Raw genomic sequence first — 14,460 nt, 5'->3', positions numbered from 1 at the left:
GACACGGTCAGGACAGCGTGGCCAGCGCCGAGGAGACCAGCTCACCCAGCGCGTCGACCACCGAGCCACCGGTGACCACCCGGTAGAGGACCGCGGCGAAGGCGCAGGCCGCGACCGTGCCGACGGCGTACTCGGCGGTGCTCATCCCGGCCTCGCCGGTGGCGCGGACCCGGCTCCAGCGGGCCCTCAACCGGCCGGTGGGGGCGGCAGCGCCCTCCCCGACCGGGAGTTCGGCCTCCTCCGGCTCCGCCGGGTCGAGGTGTGCTGCAGGACTGTCGGTCACGGGACCTCCTCCGTCGTGCGGTCCGCCGACCGGGCCGCTGCCCCGACGCTCGCAGCGCCGGCGCATCGGTCCCACAGCCGACGCCGATCTGTGGACCGGGGTCCGGCCTGTGGACGACGGCCGCTGCTCACCCGAAGACGTCCGCGGCGATGCCGAGAACGAGAGGCGCCACGCCCAGACAGACGAACGCCGGCAGGAAGCAGGCACCCAGCGGCGCGAGGACCCACACCCCCGCCCGGCGTACGGCGGCATCAGCGTGGCTGCGCGCCTCGGCGCGGGTGTCGGCCCCAGGGACCGCAGAGCGGGGACCACCGCCGAGCCCGACTCCCCCGCCCGGACCAGCACCCGGCCGAGCCCGGCCAGCTCGCCGGGGACGCCCGCCCAGGACCTGCGCGGCGACGCGCCGAGCCCGTGGAGCGCCGCCACCTCGGCCAGTGTGGGACCCAGCGGTGCGGGCACCGTGGCGGCCACCGCGGCGAGCGCGGCGCCCACGGGCAGCCCCGCCGCCAGGCAGACGGCGAGGAGGTCGCAGGCCACGGGGAGGTCCCCGGTGAGCGCCGCCCCCTCCTTCTCGGCGTGGTCCGACCCGCGACGCAGCACGCGCTCGGCCAGGACGGCGACCACCACCGACGCGGCGACACCCAGCAGACCGCCGACGAGCACGCCGGCGGCCACACCGGCAGCGCCGGCCAGCGCCCAGCTCCGGCGGGGACCGCCGCCGGGGCGGGGCGACGGCGTGGCCCCCGGGGCGGCCAGCGCGCGCACGCGGACGGCCACGTCCGTGCGCTCGGGCGACCAGAGCACCAGCGCGGTCGCCAGGAGCGCCACGACGGTCGCGGTCACCGCACCGCCCGACGCACCAGCCGGGCCGACCACGCCAGCCCGGCCCCCTCCAGCGCCACGCCCAGGACGAGCAGCACCTGACCGGTCGCGGTGGTCGTGAGGACGCGCCACGGGTCAGCACCGATCCCGCTGCCCATGCCGAGGGCGAGCAGGGGCAGGCCGGCGAGCAGGGCCGCGCTGGCCCGGGGGCCCGCCGTGAGCGATCGCAGGTCCTGCCGCTGGCGGGAGCGGGCCCGCAGGTCGTCCTCGACCGCGCCGAGGACCGACGCCAGCGAGCACCCGGTCCGCCGGCTCAGTGCCGCGGCCGCGGAGACCCGCTGCAACGCCTGCTCGACCTCCGTACCGGTGCGGCCGCCCGGGTCGGGGCCGGCCCGCGGGCCCACCACCGACCCGGCCAGCGCCCGTCCGCTCTCCTCGTCCGCGCAGGCCGCCACGGCCGCCGCCGTGGCCTCCGTCAGGGAACGACCGCTGCGCAGCTCGGCCGCCAGGGCGGCCAGCGCCTCGGCCAGTGCGGTCAGCCGCGCCTCCTCCCGGACGCCGGCGCGTCGGCGGTCCCCGGTGCGTGCGGCGAGGACGGCGGCGGCCCCCGCCAGGACGGCGACCAGCGGGGTGCTCAGCAGCGCCGCGACGGCCGCGGCCCCGGCGCCCCACAGCACCGGCCGGGGCAGCCGCGGCACCGGTACCGGGATCCGCCCACGGCCACCGGTCGCGGCCAGGCGCCTCGTCCGGCGCAGCGCGGGGCTGCCCGGCCACGACAGCAGCGCGGCGCCGAGCAGCACGAGGGCGGCGGTCATGCCGGGCGCCCGTCGGACTCCCCGAGGAGCTCCGCCAGCCGTGCGGCGCCGGGACACGACCCGCCGTCGGCACGCCAGCCCGCCTCGACGACGACGAGGTCGCCGGCACGGCGGACCACGCCGACCTCCTCCACCCGCCGTCCGGACGGCGTCCGGCGCAGGTGCACCACGGCGGCGAGGGCGGCGGCGGCCTGGCTGTGCACCGCGAGCCGGTCGAGGCCCGCGGCGACGCCGAGCGCCTCCAGCCGGGCCGGCACCTCGGCGGGCCGGTTCGCGTGCAGGGTGCCGCACCCGCCCTCGTGGCCGGTGTTGAGCGCGGCGAGCAGGTCGGTCACCTCGGCGCCGCGCACCTCTCCGACGACGAGCCGGTCCGGTCGCATCCGCAGCGCCTGCCGGACGAGGTCGCGCAGGGTCACCTCGCCGACCGCCTCCACGTTCGGCGGCCGCGTGGCCAGCCGGACGACGTGCGGGTGGGCCGGCCGCAGCTCGGGCGCGTCCTCGCAGAGGACCAGGCGTTCGCCGGGCGGGACGAGACCGAGCAGCCCGGAGAGCAGGGTGGTCTTCCCCGACCCGGTGCCTCCGGTGACCAGGAACGCCAGCCGCCGGGCGACGAGTGCGCGCAGCAGACCGCCGGACGCCCCGGGGAACGTGCCGCGGCCGGCCAGGTCGGCGAAGGAGAGCGCGGCCCGCCGCAGCACCCGCAGGGACAGGCAGGTGCCACCGCCGGACACCGGCGGCAGCACCGCGTGCAGCCGCGTGCCGTCGGGCAGGCCGACGTCGACCCAGGGGGCGGCGTCGTCCAGCCGGCGGCCCGCCGCGGCCGCGAGCCGGACGGCCAGCCGCCGGACGGCGTCCTCGTCGGGGAACCGCACCGGGGAACGCTCCAACCCGCCGCCGCGGTCCACCCACACCTCGTCCGGGCCGTTGACCAGCACGTCGGTGACCCCGGGCGCCCGGAGCAGCGGCTCGAGCGGCCCCGCCCCCGACAGCTCGTCCACCGCCTCGCGGACCGCCCGCAGCACGTCGTCGTCGCCGAGCAGGCCGCCGGACTCCTCCCGGACGAGCGCGGCGACCGCGGCCCGCGTCGGGGCCTCCGGCTCGAGCGCCAGTCGTGCCCGTACCCGGTCGACGAGTGCACCCCCGCTCACGCCGCCACCCCCACCGGCCGCGGGAGCTCGGCCAGCACCCGGCGGGCGAGTGCGCCGAGCGGTGAGCGCGGCGTCACCAGGGGTGGCTCCCCGCGCTCACCGCGCGGCACGGCGCTCCGGTCGGAGCCCAGCTCGGCCAGGACGGGCCGGCCCACGACGTCGGCGACCTCCCGTGCCGACAGCCCGCCCGCGACCTGCCGCACCACCGGCCGGGCCGCCGACCAGACGGGCGGGCGGCCGCCGGGACCGTGCTCGACCAGCAGCCGCGCTGCCGAGGCGGCCCGCAACCGGGCGGGCACGACGAGCACGGTGAGATCGGCCTCGGCCAGCAGCAGCTCGGCCGTCTCGGGACCGGCGCTGCGCGCGACGTCGACCACCACCGGCCAGCCACCGGCACGGGCGGCCTCCACGACCGCGCCGAGCGCCTCGGCCGGCACCTCTCCCGGCGCCTCCCGCGAGGCGGCCAGCACCGAGACGCCGTCGACCTCGGGGAGGGCGGCCATGAGGGCGTCGCCGGCCACCCGGCCGCGGAGCCCGGCGAGCTCCGGCCAGCGCAGACCCTCGCCCCGCTCGGCCCCCAGCAGGAGGTCGAGCCCGCCGCCCCACCCGTCGGCGTCCACGAGCAGCGCGCCGTCGGCGTCCGGCGCCGCCGTGAGCGCCAGCGCGGCGGCGACCGTGCTCGCGCCCGCTCCCCCGCAGCTGCCCCCGACCGCCACCAGGTACCCGCGGTCGACGGGCCGGCTCAGCGCCGCCGCCACGCGGGACAGCAGCCAGCTCTCGTCGGTCGGCAGCACCGCCACCCGCTCGGCGCCGAGCTCCACCGCCGCGGCCCAGACGGCGGCCGGCGGCTCGCCCGGTGCCACGACCACGACCCCGGGCCGGCGGGGCAGGGCCCGCACCGGGCCGGCCGCGAGGACGTCCGCGCCGAGGACGACCAGCGGGGCCTCGCGGTGGGCCCGCCGCAGTGCGGGGCCACCGGTGGCGACCTCGGGTTCGGTGCCCGCGGCGGCCAGCAGCCGCAGCAGGTCGTCGAGGAGGTCCTCGTCGGCACTGACGAGGAGGGGGCGGGCGGGGAGGGACCGGAGGGCAGGCACGCCGCCGAGCCCAGCGGAGGGACGCGGGGTCCGGGAGGTGCGGGTGGGATCTGTGGATGACCCGGAAGGGTGTGGACGGCGTGCGATCCCTGTCACCGTCAGCTGGTCCACCTACAGTCGTGAACCGTGACCCGCGCAGCGGCGTTCTTCGACCTGGACAAGACGGTCATCGCCAAGTCCAGCACCCTGGCCTTCGGCCGCCCCTTCTTCCAGGGCGGGTTGATCAACCGCCGGGCCGTGCTCAAGGGCGCCTACGCCCAGTTCGTCTTCTCCCTCTCCGGCGCCGACGCGCAGCAGATGGAGCGCATGCGGGCCCAGATCACGCAGATGTGCACCGGCTGGGACGTCGCCACGGTGCACGAGATCGTGCGGGAGACGCTGCACGAGATCGTCGACCCGCTGGTCTACGCCGAGGCGGCGGACCTGATCGAGGAGCACCGGGCGGCCGGCCGGGAGATCGTCATCGTGTCGAGCAGCGGTGCGGAGATGGTCGAGCCGATCGGGCAGATGCTGGGGGCCGACCGCGTGGTCGCCACCCGGATGGTGACCGTCGACGGCCACTACACCGGCGAGATCGGCTTCTACGCCTACGGCGAGAACAAGGCCGTCGCGGTCCGGCAGGTGGCCGCGGAGAACGGCTACGACGTCGCCGACTGCTACGCCTACAGCGACTCGATCACCGACCTGCCGATGCTGTCGGAGGTCGGGCACCCCACCGCGGTCAACCCCGACCGGGCGCTGCGCAGGGCGGCGGCCGAGCGCGGGTGGCCGGTGCTGGAGTTCACCCGTCCGGTGTCCATGCGGTCCCGGTTCCCCGTGCCCACCACCCCGGTGGTGACCGGTGCCGCCATGGGCGTCGGCGCCGCGGTGGTGGGGCTGGCCTGGTACGCCCGGCGGCGGGCCCTGCGCGACGTCACCGTCGGCCCGTCGGCGCCCGCTCCCCTGCCGGGTCGCCGGCGTCGCCGCGGCGCCTGAGGAAGGGCCGCCGGCTCAGAACGGCAGCCGCTCCCGGACCCGCTCGAGCAGCGTGTGCGCGGCCGACACGGGGGAGAACGCCCGCGCGGCCGCGGTGAGCGCCGCCTGCTCGTCCGGCTGCAGGCCGATCTCCGTGGCGGCGGCGTTGGCCTCGACCTGCGCGACGCTCGACGCGCCGGGGATCACCACCACCCGGGGCAGGGCGATCAGCCATGCCAGCGCGATCTGCGCCGGCGCGACGTCGTGGGCCGCGGCGACCTCCCGGAGGACGCCGAGCAGCGGCTCGGCCCGGCGCAGGTTCTCCGTGCCGAACAGCGGGTTGGCCGCCCGCACGCCCCCGGGCCGGTTGTCCACGCCGTAGCGCCCACCGAGCAGCCCCTGCGCCAGCGGGCTGTAGGCCATCACCATGCGGTTCTCCCGCTCGGCGAACGGGACGAGGTCCTCGAGCGCGCCGGGAGCGGCCAGGGAGAAGTGCACCTGGTTGCTGACCACCGGCCGGCCCAGCGCGGCATCGGCCGCCTGCCACCGCTGCAGCGAGTAGTTGGAGACACCGACGGCGCCGATGCGGCCGGCGTCGAGCAGCTCGCGCATGCCCGGCATGGTCACCGAGTCCGGGACCAGCGGGTTGGGCTGGTGCACCTGGTACAGCGGCACCCGGTGCAGCCCCAGCCGACGGGCGCTGCCGGCCAGCCGGTTGCGGATCACCGGGGGGAACGGGGCGACGGGGAAGACCTTCGTCGCGACGACGACGCCGGCCCGCTCCGCGCCGAGGGCGTCCCCGAGGATCCGCTCGCTACGGCCGAACCCGTAGACCTCCGCGGTGTCGAACAGCGTGATGCCCAGCTCGCGGGCCCGCCGGACGATGGCCTTGGCCTCACCGGAGGCGTACGCGTCGCCGTACCCCCACTCCCGCGAGCCGAACTGCCAGGTCCCGAGGCCGACGCGGCTGACCGCGCCGAGCCCGTCCACGTCGAGGGTGCGCACGGCGTCCAGTCTCGTCGCCGCCCGCGGCCGGTGCAGGACGGCGAGCACGGCCGGCGCACGACGGCGGCCGGCCGCGACGGCGGGACGGGGTCAGCCGCGCAGCAGGCTCTCGGCGATCGCCAGCCCCTCCAGCGCCCCGTGCTCGGTGGCGCGGCAGCAGTGCGCCAGCCACGCCGCCACCCCCTCGGGACGTCCCGAGGCGTACCCGGCCACCGCGCCGACGTACGCGTCCCGCCCCAGCTCGACGAAGCCCACCTCGGGCACCGACACCGCCTTGGGGTCCAGGCCACGGGTGATGCCGGTCAGCCGGGCGGCGGCGCGCGCCACGACGCCGTCGGCGGTCCCGAAGGGGGCCAGTGCGGCCAGCTCGCCGTGGACCACGGCGGCGACCAGGACGGCCGGCACCGTGGAGGTGCTCGTGACCAGGCCGAACAGCCCGCTCAGGCGCGGGCCGGCGTGCACCCCCGGCCGGCCGAGCTCCGCCCGGTCGACGAGGTCGGCGGCGGCCAGCACGTGCAGCCGCGCCAGCACCTGCCCGGGCGCGCGCTCCCAGGTGTCCTGCATCGAGCCGAGAGCGGCCGACGCACGCAGCGCGCCCTGCACCACCGGGTCGTCCACCTGGCCGGCCCGCAGGTCGGCCAGCGGGATGTCGACACCCTCGAGGACGGCCGACGCGCGGGCACCGCGCAGCGCCGACTCCGTGCTCACCTCCGCCGACCGGTTGCGCATGAGCCGGTGCCGCAGCAGCCGGTCGACGGCGGCGCGGGCGCCGTCCGCCGCCTCGCGCACGCCGGGCAGCTCCAGGAGCGGGGCCAGCGGGTCCGGGCCGGCCGGGTGGCCGGCGGGTCGGGGGCTGCCGGGGCGGACGGGGATGGTCACGAGATCCTCCTGGGTGACGCTCGTCGGTCCCGCGACCAACGGTGCTGGGTGCGCAGGCGGGCTCACCGGCCCGCCCACCACGACGACGGTACGAGGGAGGGTCCGGGCACCGACGCCGGTCTGGCTACGCTCCCTCCCACCATGGCCCAGCCGTTGACCGTCCTCCTCGTCCGCCACGGGCAGAGCGAGTGGAACGCCGCCGGACTGATGCAGGGGCAGACGGCGCACGTGCCGCTCACCGAACTCGGGCACGCCCAGGCCGCGGCGGCGGCTCGTGAGCTGACCGGCCTGCGGCCCGGTGCCCTGGTCTCCAGCGACCTGCTCCGCGCGGTCCAGACCGCCGAGCACTGCGCCGCCGCCACCGGCCTGCCGTTCACCACCACCCCGGCTCTGCGCGAGCAGGGCTACGGAGTGCTGGAGGGCCGGCCGTCCCGCGAGCTGTGGGACGTCGTCGACTGGACCGATCCGCACTGGGCCGCCGAGGGCGGGGAGAGCCTCGACGAGCTGCACGCGCGGGTGGGCGCGTTCCTCAAGCACCTCGCGGCGGAGCCGCCCGCGGAGGTGATCGCGCTGGTCACCCACGGCGACACCATCCGGGCCGCGCAGGCCGTCGCCGCCGGGCTGGGTGCCGACGCCCTGCCGTCGACGACGCCCCACAACGGCACGGTGACCCGGCTCGAACTCCTGCTGTGAGCGCGCGGTGCGCGCCCCGGGAGCGGCGGACGTGAGCAGGGTGCTGGTGCTCGGCGGAGCCCGGTCGGGGAAGTCCGCCCACGCGGAGACGCTCGTGGCCGGCGCGGACACCGTGACCTACCTGGCCACCTCTCCCCCGGCGGCCGACGACGCCGAGTGGGCGCGGCGGGTGGCCGCGCACCGGGCCCGGCGCCCGGCCGCGTGGACGACGGTGGAGACCACCGCCCCGAGTGACCTCCTGCGGCGGGGGACGGTCCTCGTGGACAGCGTCACCACGTGGGTGGCCGCGCTGATGGACGAGACCGGGGTGTGGGCCGACAGGCCCGGTGCCGCCGAGCGGCTCGCCGGCCGCTGCGACGCGCTGGTCAACGCTTGGACGATGACGCCGGCGCACGTGGTCGCCGTCTCCGACGAGGTGGGCCTCGGGGTGGTGCCGGAGACCCCGTCGGGCCGGCTGTTCCGCGACACCCTCGGCTCGGTCAACCAGCGGCTGGCCGGCACCGCCGACGAGGTCTGGTTCGTCGTGGCGGGCCTGCCCCAGCGGCTGCGGTGAGCCGGCCTCCCGGCGACGCCCGGGGGTCGGCCCGGCCCCGGTGGGCGGGGCCGTTGGAGTCCCTCGCGCTGCTCACCGTCATGCCGGTCCCGGCGCGTGCGGCGGCGGGCACCCGTGGCGTGCTGCCCTGGGCACCGCTGGTCGGCCTGCTGCTGGGCGGGGTGGCCACCGGGATCGCCGTCGCCGGCACCCGGCTGGTCTCGCCGCTGACCGGGGCGGTGCTGGCCGTCGCGGTCCTGGCCGCACTGACCCGCGGCCTGCACCTGGACGGGCTGGCCGACACCGCCGACGGCCTGGGTCCCCTGCGGGGGCGGGAGCGGGCGCTGGCCGTCATGCACCAGGGGGACGTCGGGCCGTTCGGCGTCGTCACGCTGGTGCTGACCGTGCTGCTGCAGGTCGCCGCGGCGGCCGCGCTGCTGGCCACCGACTCCGGGTGGGCGGCGCTGTGGACGGCGGTGCTGGCCGCGAGGCTGGCGATGACGCGCACCGGTCTGCCAGGCCTACCGGCAGCGGAGGGCTCCGCGCTGGGGCGGTCGGTCACCGGCACCGTGTCGTCGCGGTGGTGGATCGCGCTCCTGCTGGCGTCGGCGGCGGCGGTCGGCGCGCTGGCCGCCGGAGACCGGGTGCTCGCCGGCGCCCTGGCCGGCAGTGCGCTGGCCGGCCTGGGCGCGGCCGAACTGCTCCTGCGCCGGGCGCGGGCCCGACTGGGCGGCGTCACCGGCGACGTCATGGGCGCGATGGCGGAGGTGACGGCCGCGGTCACCCTGCTGGTGGCCGCGGCCGTCGTCCCCTGACCGTCAGTGACGGCCCAGCAGACCGCCCACCAGCCCCCTGAGCCCACCCGAGGCGGCGGTTGTCGGCCGGCCCCGGCCGGTCGCCCGGGTGGTCCGCCCCATGCCGCGGCCGGTCGTCGCGCGGCCGGTCGTCGCCCGTCCCGTGCCCCGGCCCGTGCCGCGTGCGACCGCACCGCGGCCGGTGGCCCGACCCCCGCGGGTCGCGGTGCGGGCAGTGTTCTCTGCCGTGCCCATCAGTCGTCCGAGGATGCTCATGGACAGGGGGTACCCCGCGCAGCGGAGGTGATGCACGGCTCAGCCCGCGGCGCCCTGCTGGGCCGGCGTCTCGCCGCCCTCCAGGTCGCCCTCGGTGTCCAGGTAGGCCTGCTGCAGCGCGGCCAGCAGCGCGGGGTCCGGTTCGGCCCACATCCGCCGGTCGGCGGCCTCCAGCAGCCGCTCGGCGATGCCGTGCAGCGCCCACGGGTTGGCCTGCTCGAGGAACTGGCGGTTCTCCGGGTCGAGCACGTAGGCCTGCGTCAGCTGCTCGTACATCCAGTCCGCGACCACCCCGGTCGTGGCGTCGTAGCCGAACAGGTAGTCCACGGTCGCGGCCAGCTCGAACGCGCCCTTGTAGCCGTGGCGGCGCATCGCGGCCAGCCAGCGGGGGTTCACCACCCGGGCCCGGAAGACCCGCGCGGTCTCCTCGGTCAGCGACCGGGTGCGCACCGACTCCGGCCGCGTGGAGTCGCCGATGTAGGCCGCCGGGGCCCGCCCGGTCAGCGCGCGGACGGTCGCCACCATCCCGCCGTGGTACTGGAAGTAGTCGTCGGAGTCGGCGATGTCGTGCTCGCGGGTGTCCACGTTCTTCGCCGCGACCGCGATCCGCCGGTAGGCCGACTCCATGTCCGGCCGGGCGGCGACGCCGTCCAGCCCGCGCCCGTAGGCGTAGCCGCCCCACACCGCGTAGACCTCGGCCAGGTCCGCGTCCCCGCGCCAGTTGCGCGAGTCGATCAGCGGCAGCAGCCCCGCCCCGTAGGCGCCGGGCTTGGAGCCGAACACCCGGGTGGTGGCCCGCCGCCGGTCGCCGTGGGCGGCGACATCGGCGTCCACGTGGGCACGCACGAAGTTGTCGTCCGGCGACTCGTCCAGGCCGGCCACGAGCGTCACGGCGTCGTCCAGCATGGTCACCACGTGCGGGAAGGCGTCCCGGAAGAATCCCGAGATCCGCACCGTGACGTCGATCCGCGGCCGGCCGAGCTCGGCCAGGGGCACCGGCTCCAGACCGGTCACCCGCCGGGACGCGTCGTCCCACACCGGGCGGACGCCGAGCAGGGCGAGCACCTCCCCGACGTCGTCCCCCGAGGTGCGCATCGCCGAGGTGCCCCAGACCGACAGCCCCACCGATCGCGGCCACGAGCCGGTGTCGGCGCGGTACCGCTCGGCCAGCGACTCGGCCATCGCCTGCCCGGTCTCCCAGGCCAGCCGAGAGGGGATCGCCCGCGGGTCGACGGAGTAGAAGTTCCGGCCGGTCGGCAGCACGTTGACCAGCCCGCGCAGCGGCGACCCCGACGGGCCGGCGGGGACGTAGCCACCGTCCAGGGCGTGCAGGACGGCGTCGAGCTCGTCGGTGGTGCGCGCCAGCCGGGGCACCACCTCCTCGACGGCGAACCGGAGCACGGCCTCGACACCGGGGGACGGCGCGCCGAGCACCGCGGCGATCACCGCCGGCACGGCAGACGGCGCCCAGCCGGCCGCCTCCATGCCCGACACCAGCGCGGCGGCCTGCGCCTCGACCGCGTCGGTGTCGGTGCGCGAGGCGCCCTCGGCCAGACCCAGCGCCTCCCGCAGCCCGGGCAGCGCCACCGCACCACCCCAGATCTGCCGGGCCCGCAGCACCGCCAGCACGAGGTCGACCCGGTCCTGACCGGCGGGCGGGCTGCCCAGGACGTGCAGGCCGTCGCGGATCTGCGAGTCCTTGATCTCACAGAGCCAGCCGTCGACGTGCAGGACCAGCTCGTCGAACTCGGCGTCGTGCGGGCGGTCGGCCAGCCCCAGGTCGTGGTCGAGCCGGGCGGCCTGGATCAGCGTCCAGATCTGCGCGCGGACGGCGGGCAGCTTGGCCGGGTCCATCGCGGCGACGTTGGCGTGCTCGTCGAGCAACTGCTCCAGCCGCGCGATGTCGCCGTAGGTCTCGGCGCGGGCCATCGGGGGCACGAGGTGGTCCACCAGCGTGGCGTGGGCGCGCCGCTTGGCCTGCGAGCCCTCGCCGGGGTCGTTGACGAGGAACGGGTAGACCAGCGGCAGGTCGCCGATCGCGGCGTCCGGCGCGCACGAGGCCGACAGGCCGACCGTCTTGCCGGGCAGCCACTCCAGGTTGCCGTGCTTGCCGACGTGCACCAGCGCGTGCGCCCCGAAGACCGAGCGCAGCCACCAGTAGGCGGCCAGGTAGTGGTGGGACGGCGGCAGGTCGGGGTCGTGGTAGATCGCGATCGGGTTCTCCCCGAAGCCGCGCGGCGGCTGGACCATCACCACGACGTTGCCCGCCCGCAGCGCGGCGAAGACGATGTCGCCACCGTCCACGAAGAGGGAACCAGGTGGCTCGCCCCAGTGCCGCACCATGGCCTCGCGCAGGTCGGCCGGCAGCGTCTCGAAGTAGGTCCGGTAGTCCGCGGCCGGGATGCGCACCGGGTTCCCCGACAGCTGCTCGGCAGTCAGCCAGTCGGCGTCCTGGCCGCCGGCGGCGATCAGGGCGTGCACCAGCGCGTCGCCGTCGAGGTCGGCCACCCCGGGCAGTGCGCCGGGTCCGTCGAACGGCCCGATGTCGTAGCCGGCGCCGGACAGCGCGGCCAGCAGCCGGACGACGGAGGCCGGGGTGTCCAGCCCGACGGCGTTGCCGATCCGCGCGTGCTTGGTCGGGTAGGCCGACAGCATCACGACCAGCCGCCGCTGCGCCGGGGGCGTGTGCCGCAGCCGCGCGTGCGAGACCGCCGTCCCGGCCACCCGGGCCGCCCGCTCGGGGTCGGCGACGTAGGTGGTCAGCCCGTCGTCGTCGGTCTCCTTGAAGGAGAACGGCACGCTGACCAGCCGGCCGTCGAACTCCGGGATGGCGACCTGGTTGCCGACGTCGAGCGGGGACAGGCCGTCGTCGTTGGCCAGCCAGTCGGCGCGGCTGGAGGTCAGGCACAGCCCCTGGAGCACGGGCACGTCGAGGGCGGCGAGCGCGCCGACGTCCCAGGCGCCGTCGTCCCCGCCGGCCTGGGCGGTGGCCGGCCGCGAGCCCCCGGCGGCGAGCACGGTGACCACGAGCGCGTCCGCGCCGCGCAGGGTGTCCAGCAGCTCGGGGTCCACCGAGCGGAGCGTGGAGGTGAACACCGGCAGCGCGCGGCCACCCGCGTCCTCGATCGCGGCGCACAGCGCCTCGACGAACGCGGTGTTCCCGGCCAGGTGGTGGGCCCGGTAGTAGAGGACAGCGACCGTGGGACCGCTCCCCCGGCTCTGCCGCTCCAGCACCCCCCAGTCCGGCGCCACCGACGGCGGCTCGAACCCCTCGCCGGTGAGCAGGACGGTGTCGGAGAGGAACCGGTGCAGCTGGGTGAGGTTGTCCGGCCCTCCGTGCGCCAGGTAGCCGTGTGCCTCGGTGGCCACGCCCATCGGGACCGTCGACAGCTCCATCAGCTCGGCGTCGGGCAGCTGCTCCCCGCCGAGGACGACGACCGGCGCCGGACCGGCCAGCAGCGGTGCGAGCAGGTCCTCGAACTGGCGGCGCACGCCGAGCAGCCGGACGACGACGAGCTGCGCGCCCTCGACCAGGGCCGCGACCGCCTCGGCGTCGAGGCGGGCGGGGTTGCCCAGCCGCCAGCCGGCGTCGCTCGCGCGGGCCGAGAGCAGATCGGTGTCGCTGGTCGAGAGCAGGGTGAACACGGGGCGCGTTCCTCACTCGGGGTCCGCGCCCCGGGTCGTCGGGCACGGGCAGCGCCGAGTGTCTGGCTCTCCCCGAGGGGATCACAGTGGCGGGACCGCGCCGGGATCGCACCGGCTTCCTCACTGCGCTGCCGTGGTGGCGGTGACGCTACCGGGTGGGTGGCAGCCCCTCCGGGGCGAGACCGAGGGCGGTCACCCGGCGCCGAGCGCGGTCACCCGGCGCCGAGCGCGGTCACCCGGCGCCGAGCGCGGTCACCCGGCGCCGAGCGCGGTCTCTCCGCGCCGAGGGCGATCACTCCGCGCCGAGGGCGTCGGCCAGCCGGTGGTGTGGCACCGCCTCGTCGCCCCGGCTCTGCCGCTCCAGCGTGCGGGCCAGCGCCCGCCTGGCCCAGCCGTTGGCGGGCGCCACGTCGACCAGCCGGGTGAGCGCCTCCTCGGCGCGGCCGAGCTGCGCCGAGCCGAAGTAGGCCCGCGCCAGCAGCTCCAGCGCCGCCTGGTTGCCCGGCTCCGCCTCGACGACGGGCACCAGCACCTTCGCGGCCTCGATCGGCTGCCCCATGGCGAGGAACAGGTCGGCGCGGAGGAACTCGGAGTGCAGGTCGATCTCGAACGGGTGGCTCATGCAGAGGACAACGGCGCGGACCCCGCCGCGCTTCCCGGGCGGGACCAGCCCCCTCGCGGCGCAGGTGCTCGCCCCGGAAAGCCGTGCGCCGACCGCATCCAGCGGCGCTCCCGGGGCGAACAATGGACACGCTTCCACTTCTCCCAGGAGCCCCTCATGGCACTGCGACTGCACCTCCCGCACCGCACGGCCCACCCCGCCGGAGACCATCCCGCTGAGGACCACCCGGGCCCCGGCGCCCGCGTGTTCGCCGTCCAGCGCACCGGCGCCGTCCTCGTGGCGCTGTTCCTCCTGGTCTTCGGCCTGCTCGGCTTCGCCGACAACCTGGCGTTCTTCGCCACCGACGGCGAGCGCATCCTCGGCCTGTCGTCCAACGGCCTGCTGTCGACCATCTCGGTGGTCGTCGCGGTCGTCCTCCTCATCGCCGCCGCGCGCAGCCCGCGCACCGCCTCCACGGTGATGATCGTCATCGGTGTCCTGTTCCTGCTCTCCGGCCTGCTGAACCTGGCGGTCCTGCGGACGTCGTTCAACGTCCTGGCGTTCGAGTTCAGGAACGTCGCCTTCTCCGTCGGCGTCGGCCTGCTCCTGCTGGTCCTCGGGGCCTACGGTCGGATCGGTGGCCACCTGCCGGACGACAGCCCCTACGCCCACCCGCGGCCGACCGAGGAGATCGTCGACGAGAACCCCTCCACCCCGGAGGAGTTCGCCGCCGAACGGGCGATGCGCGACGCCGAGGTCGCCGTCGTCCAGCACACCGCCACCCCCGAGCAGCGACGCCGGGTCGAGGCGATGAGCGGGGCGCACACCCGGTCCGAGCGTCGCCGGGTGTGGATGTCCTTCGACGTGGGCGGGCGCCAACTGCGCTGAGGAGCTCTGGCACGGCGCGCCGTACCCTCGC

At 77.0% G+C, this 14,460-nt stretch carries 13 protein-coding genes and 1 riboswitch; of the genes, 5 read left to right on the top strand and 8 right to left on the bottom strand.

All coding sequences use genetic code 11. From position 1 onward, the window contains the following. Nucleotides 1–7: 7 nt before the first annotated feature. From CRP39_RS27570 to ssd, 4 genes are read right to left on the bottom strand one after another with little or no spacing between them, the layout of a single operon-like run. Nucleotides 8–1,126: a DUF4244 domain-containing protein gene (locus CRP39_RS27570; protein WP_245853831.1), complete on the bottom strand. Its 1,119-nt coding sequence runs from the start codon at nt 1,124–1,126 to the stop codon at nt 8–10. Further along, nucleotides 1,123–1,920 carry a type II secretion system F family protein gene (locus tag CRP39_RS13110; protein ID WP_097206824.1) on the bottom strand — a complete coding sequence of 266 codons (798 nt, stop codon included), beginning with the start codon at nt 1,918–1,920 and terminating at the stop codon, nt 1,123–1,125. Before CRP39_RS13110 ends, CRP39_RS27570 begins: the two co-directional genes overlap by 4 nt. Then, the gene (locus CRP39_RS13105; RefSeq protein WP_097206823.1) at nt 1,917–3,068 is read right to left on the bottom strand and encodes a TadA family conjugal transfer-associated ATPase; all 1,152 of its coding nucleotides are present in this window, start codon (nt 3,066–3,068) and stop codon (nt 1,917–1,919) included. Before CRP39_RS13105 ends, CRP39_RS13110 begins: the two co-directional genes overlap by 4 nt. Continuing rightward, a complete protein-coding gene (ssd, locus tag CRP39_RS13100; protein ID WP_097206822.1) occupies nt 3,065–4,162 on the bottom strand; it encodes a septum site-determining protein Ssd in 1,098 nt (365 codons plus the stop codon). Before ssd ends, CRP39_RS13105 begins: the two co-directional genes overlap by 4 nt. 126 nt (nt 4,163–4,288) lie before the next feature. Here ssd and CRP39_RS13095 point away from each other — a divergent pair, with 126 nt between their 5' ends. Next, nucleotides 4,289–5,137: an HAD family hydrolase gene (locus tag CRP39_RS13095; RefSeq protein ID WP_097206821.1), complete on the top strand. Its 849-nt coding sequence runs from the start codon at nt 4,289–4,291 to the stop codon at nt 5,135–5,137. A 15-nt stretch (nt 5,138–5,152) separates the two neighbouring features. On the opposite strand, the gene CRP39_RS13090 is transcribed toward CRP39_RS13095, so the two are convergent. Together CRP39_RS13090 and CRP39_RS13085 are read right to left on the bottom strand one after the other, a co-directional pair. Continuing rightward, entirely contained in the window at nt 5,153–6,121 is a 969-nt protein-coding gene (locus tag CRP39_RS13090; protein WP_097207019.1) for an aldo/keto reductase, read from the bottom strand. A 90-nt stretch (nt 6,122–6,211) separates the two neighbouring features. Continuing rightward, the gene (locus CRP39_RS13085; RefSeq protein ID WP_097206820.1) at nt 6,212–7,000 is read right to left on the bottom strand and encodes a Fic family protein; all 789 of its coding nucleotides are present in this window, start codon (nt 6,998–7,000) and stop codon (nt 6,212–6,214) included. Between the two features lie 141 nt (nt 7,001–7,141). Between CRP39_RS13085 and CRP39_RS13080 the strand changes: the two genes are divergently transcribed. The 3 genes from CRP39_RS13080 to CRP39_RS13070 are packed head-to-tail and all read left to right on the top strand — an operon-like array spanning nt 7,142 to nt 9,040. Further along, a complete protein-coding gene (locus CRP39_RS13080) occupies nt 7,142–7,693 on the top strand; it encodes a histidine phosphatase family protein (RefSeq protein WP_097206819.1) in 552 nt (183 codons plus the stop codon). A 31-nt stretch (nt 7,694–7,724) separates the two neighbouring features. Beyond that, nucleotides 7,725–8,246 carry a bifunctional adenosylcobinamide kinase/adenosylcobinamide-phosphate guanylyltransferase gene (gene cobU, locus CRP39_RS13075; protein WP_097206818.1) on the top strand — a complete coding sequence of 174 codons (522 nt, stop codon included), beginning with the start codon at nt 7,725–7,727 and terminating at the stop codon, nt 8,244–8,246. Nucleotides 8,247–8,299: 53 nt separating this feature from the next. After that, nucleotides 8,300–9,040 (top strand): adenosylcobinamide-GDP ribazoletransferase, encoded by a 741-nt coding sequence (locus CRP39_RS13070; RefSeq protein WP_245853829.1) that lies wholly within the window; start codon nt 8,300–8,302, stop codon nt 9,038–9,040. Between the two features lie 294 nt (nt 9,041–9,334). Here the strand turns inward: CRP39_RS13070 and cobN are convergent, their stop codons facing one another. Further along, nucleotides 9,335–12,940, bottom strand: a complete 3,606-nt coding sequence (gene cobN, locus CRP39_RS13060; RefSeq protein ID WP_097206817.1) for a cobaltochelatase subunit CobN — start codon at nt 12,938–12,940, stop codon at nt 9,335–9,337. Between the two features lie 36 nt (nt 12,941–12,976). After that, nucleotides 12,977–13,105: riboswitch (cobalamin riboswitch) on the bottom strand. A 127-nt stretch (nt 13,106–13,232) separates the two neighbouring features. Continuing rightward, nucleotides 13,233–13,562 carry a tetratricopeptide repeat protein gene (locus CRP39_RS13055; RefSeq protein WP_097206816.1) on the bottom strand — a complete coding sequence of 110 codons (330 nt, stop codon included), beginning with the start codon at nt 13,560–13,562 and terminating at the stop codon, nt 13,233–13,235. A 156-nt stretch (nt 13,563–13,718) separates the two neighbouring features. Between CRP39_RS13055 and CRP39_RS13050 the strand changes: the two genes are divergently transcribed. Continuing rightward, a complete protein-coding gene (locus CRP39_RS13050; protein WP_097206815.1) occupies nt 13,719–14,429 on the top strand; it encodes a DUF4383 domain-containing protein in 711 nt (236 codons plus the stop codon). Nucleotides 14,430–14,460: the final 31 nt, after the last annotated feature.

Source organism: Geodermatophilus sabuli (assembly GCF_900215145.1).
Classification (GTDB): Bacteria; Actinomycetota; Actinomycetes; order Mycobacteriales; family Geodermatophilaceae; genus Geodermatophilus; species Geodermatophilus sabuli.
Note: the sequence above shows the minus strand (reverse complement) of the source record. Positions and strands in the feature narration are given on the sequence as shown.

What these genes read in the sequence shown, in the direction of transcription:
- CRP39_RS13110 (WP_097206824.1), bottom strand. Translation starts at nt 1,920, where the DNA reads ATGACCGCCGCCCTCGTGCTGCTCGGCGCCGCGCTGCTGTCGTGGCCG.
- CRP39_RS13080 (WP_097206819.1), top strand. Translation starts at nt 7,142, where the DNA reads ATGGCCCAGCCGTTGACCGTCCTCCTCGTCCGCCACGGGCAGAGCGAG.
- CRP39_RS13055 (WP_097206816.1), bottom strand. Translation starts at nt 13,562, where the DNA reads ATGAGCCACCCGTTCGAGATCGACCTGCACTCCGAGTTCCTCCGCGCC.
- CRP39_RS13050 (WP_097206815.1), top strand. Translation starts at nt 13,719, where the DNA reads ATGGCACTGCGACTGCACCTCCCGCACCGCACGGCCCACCCCGCCGGA.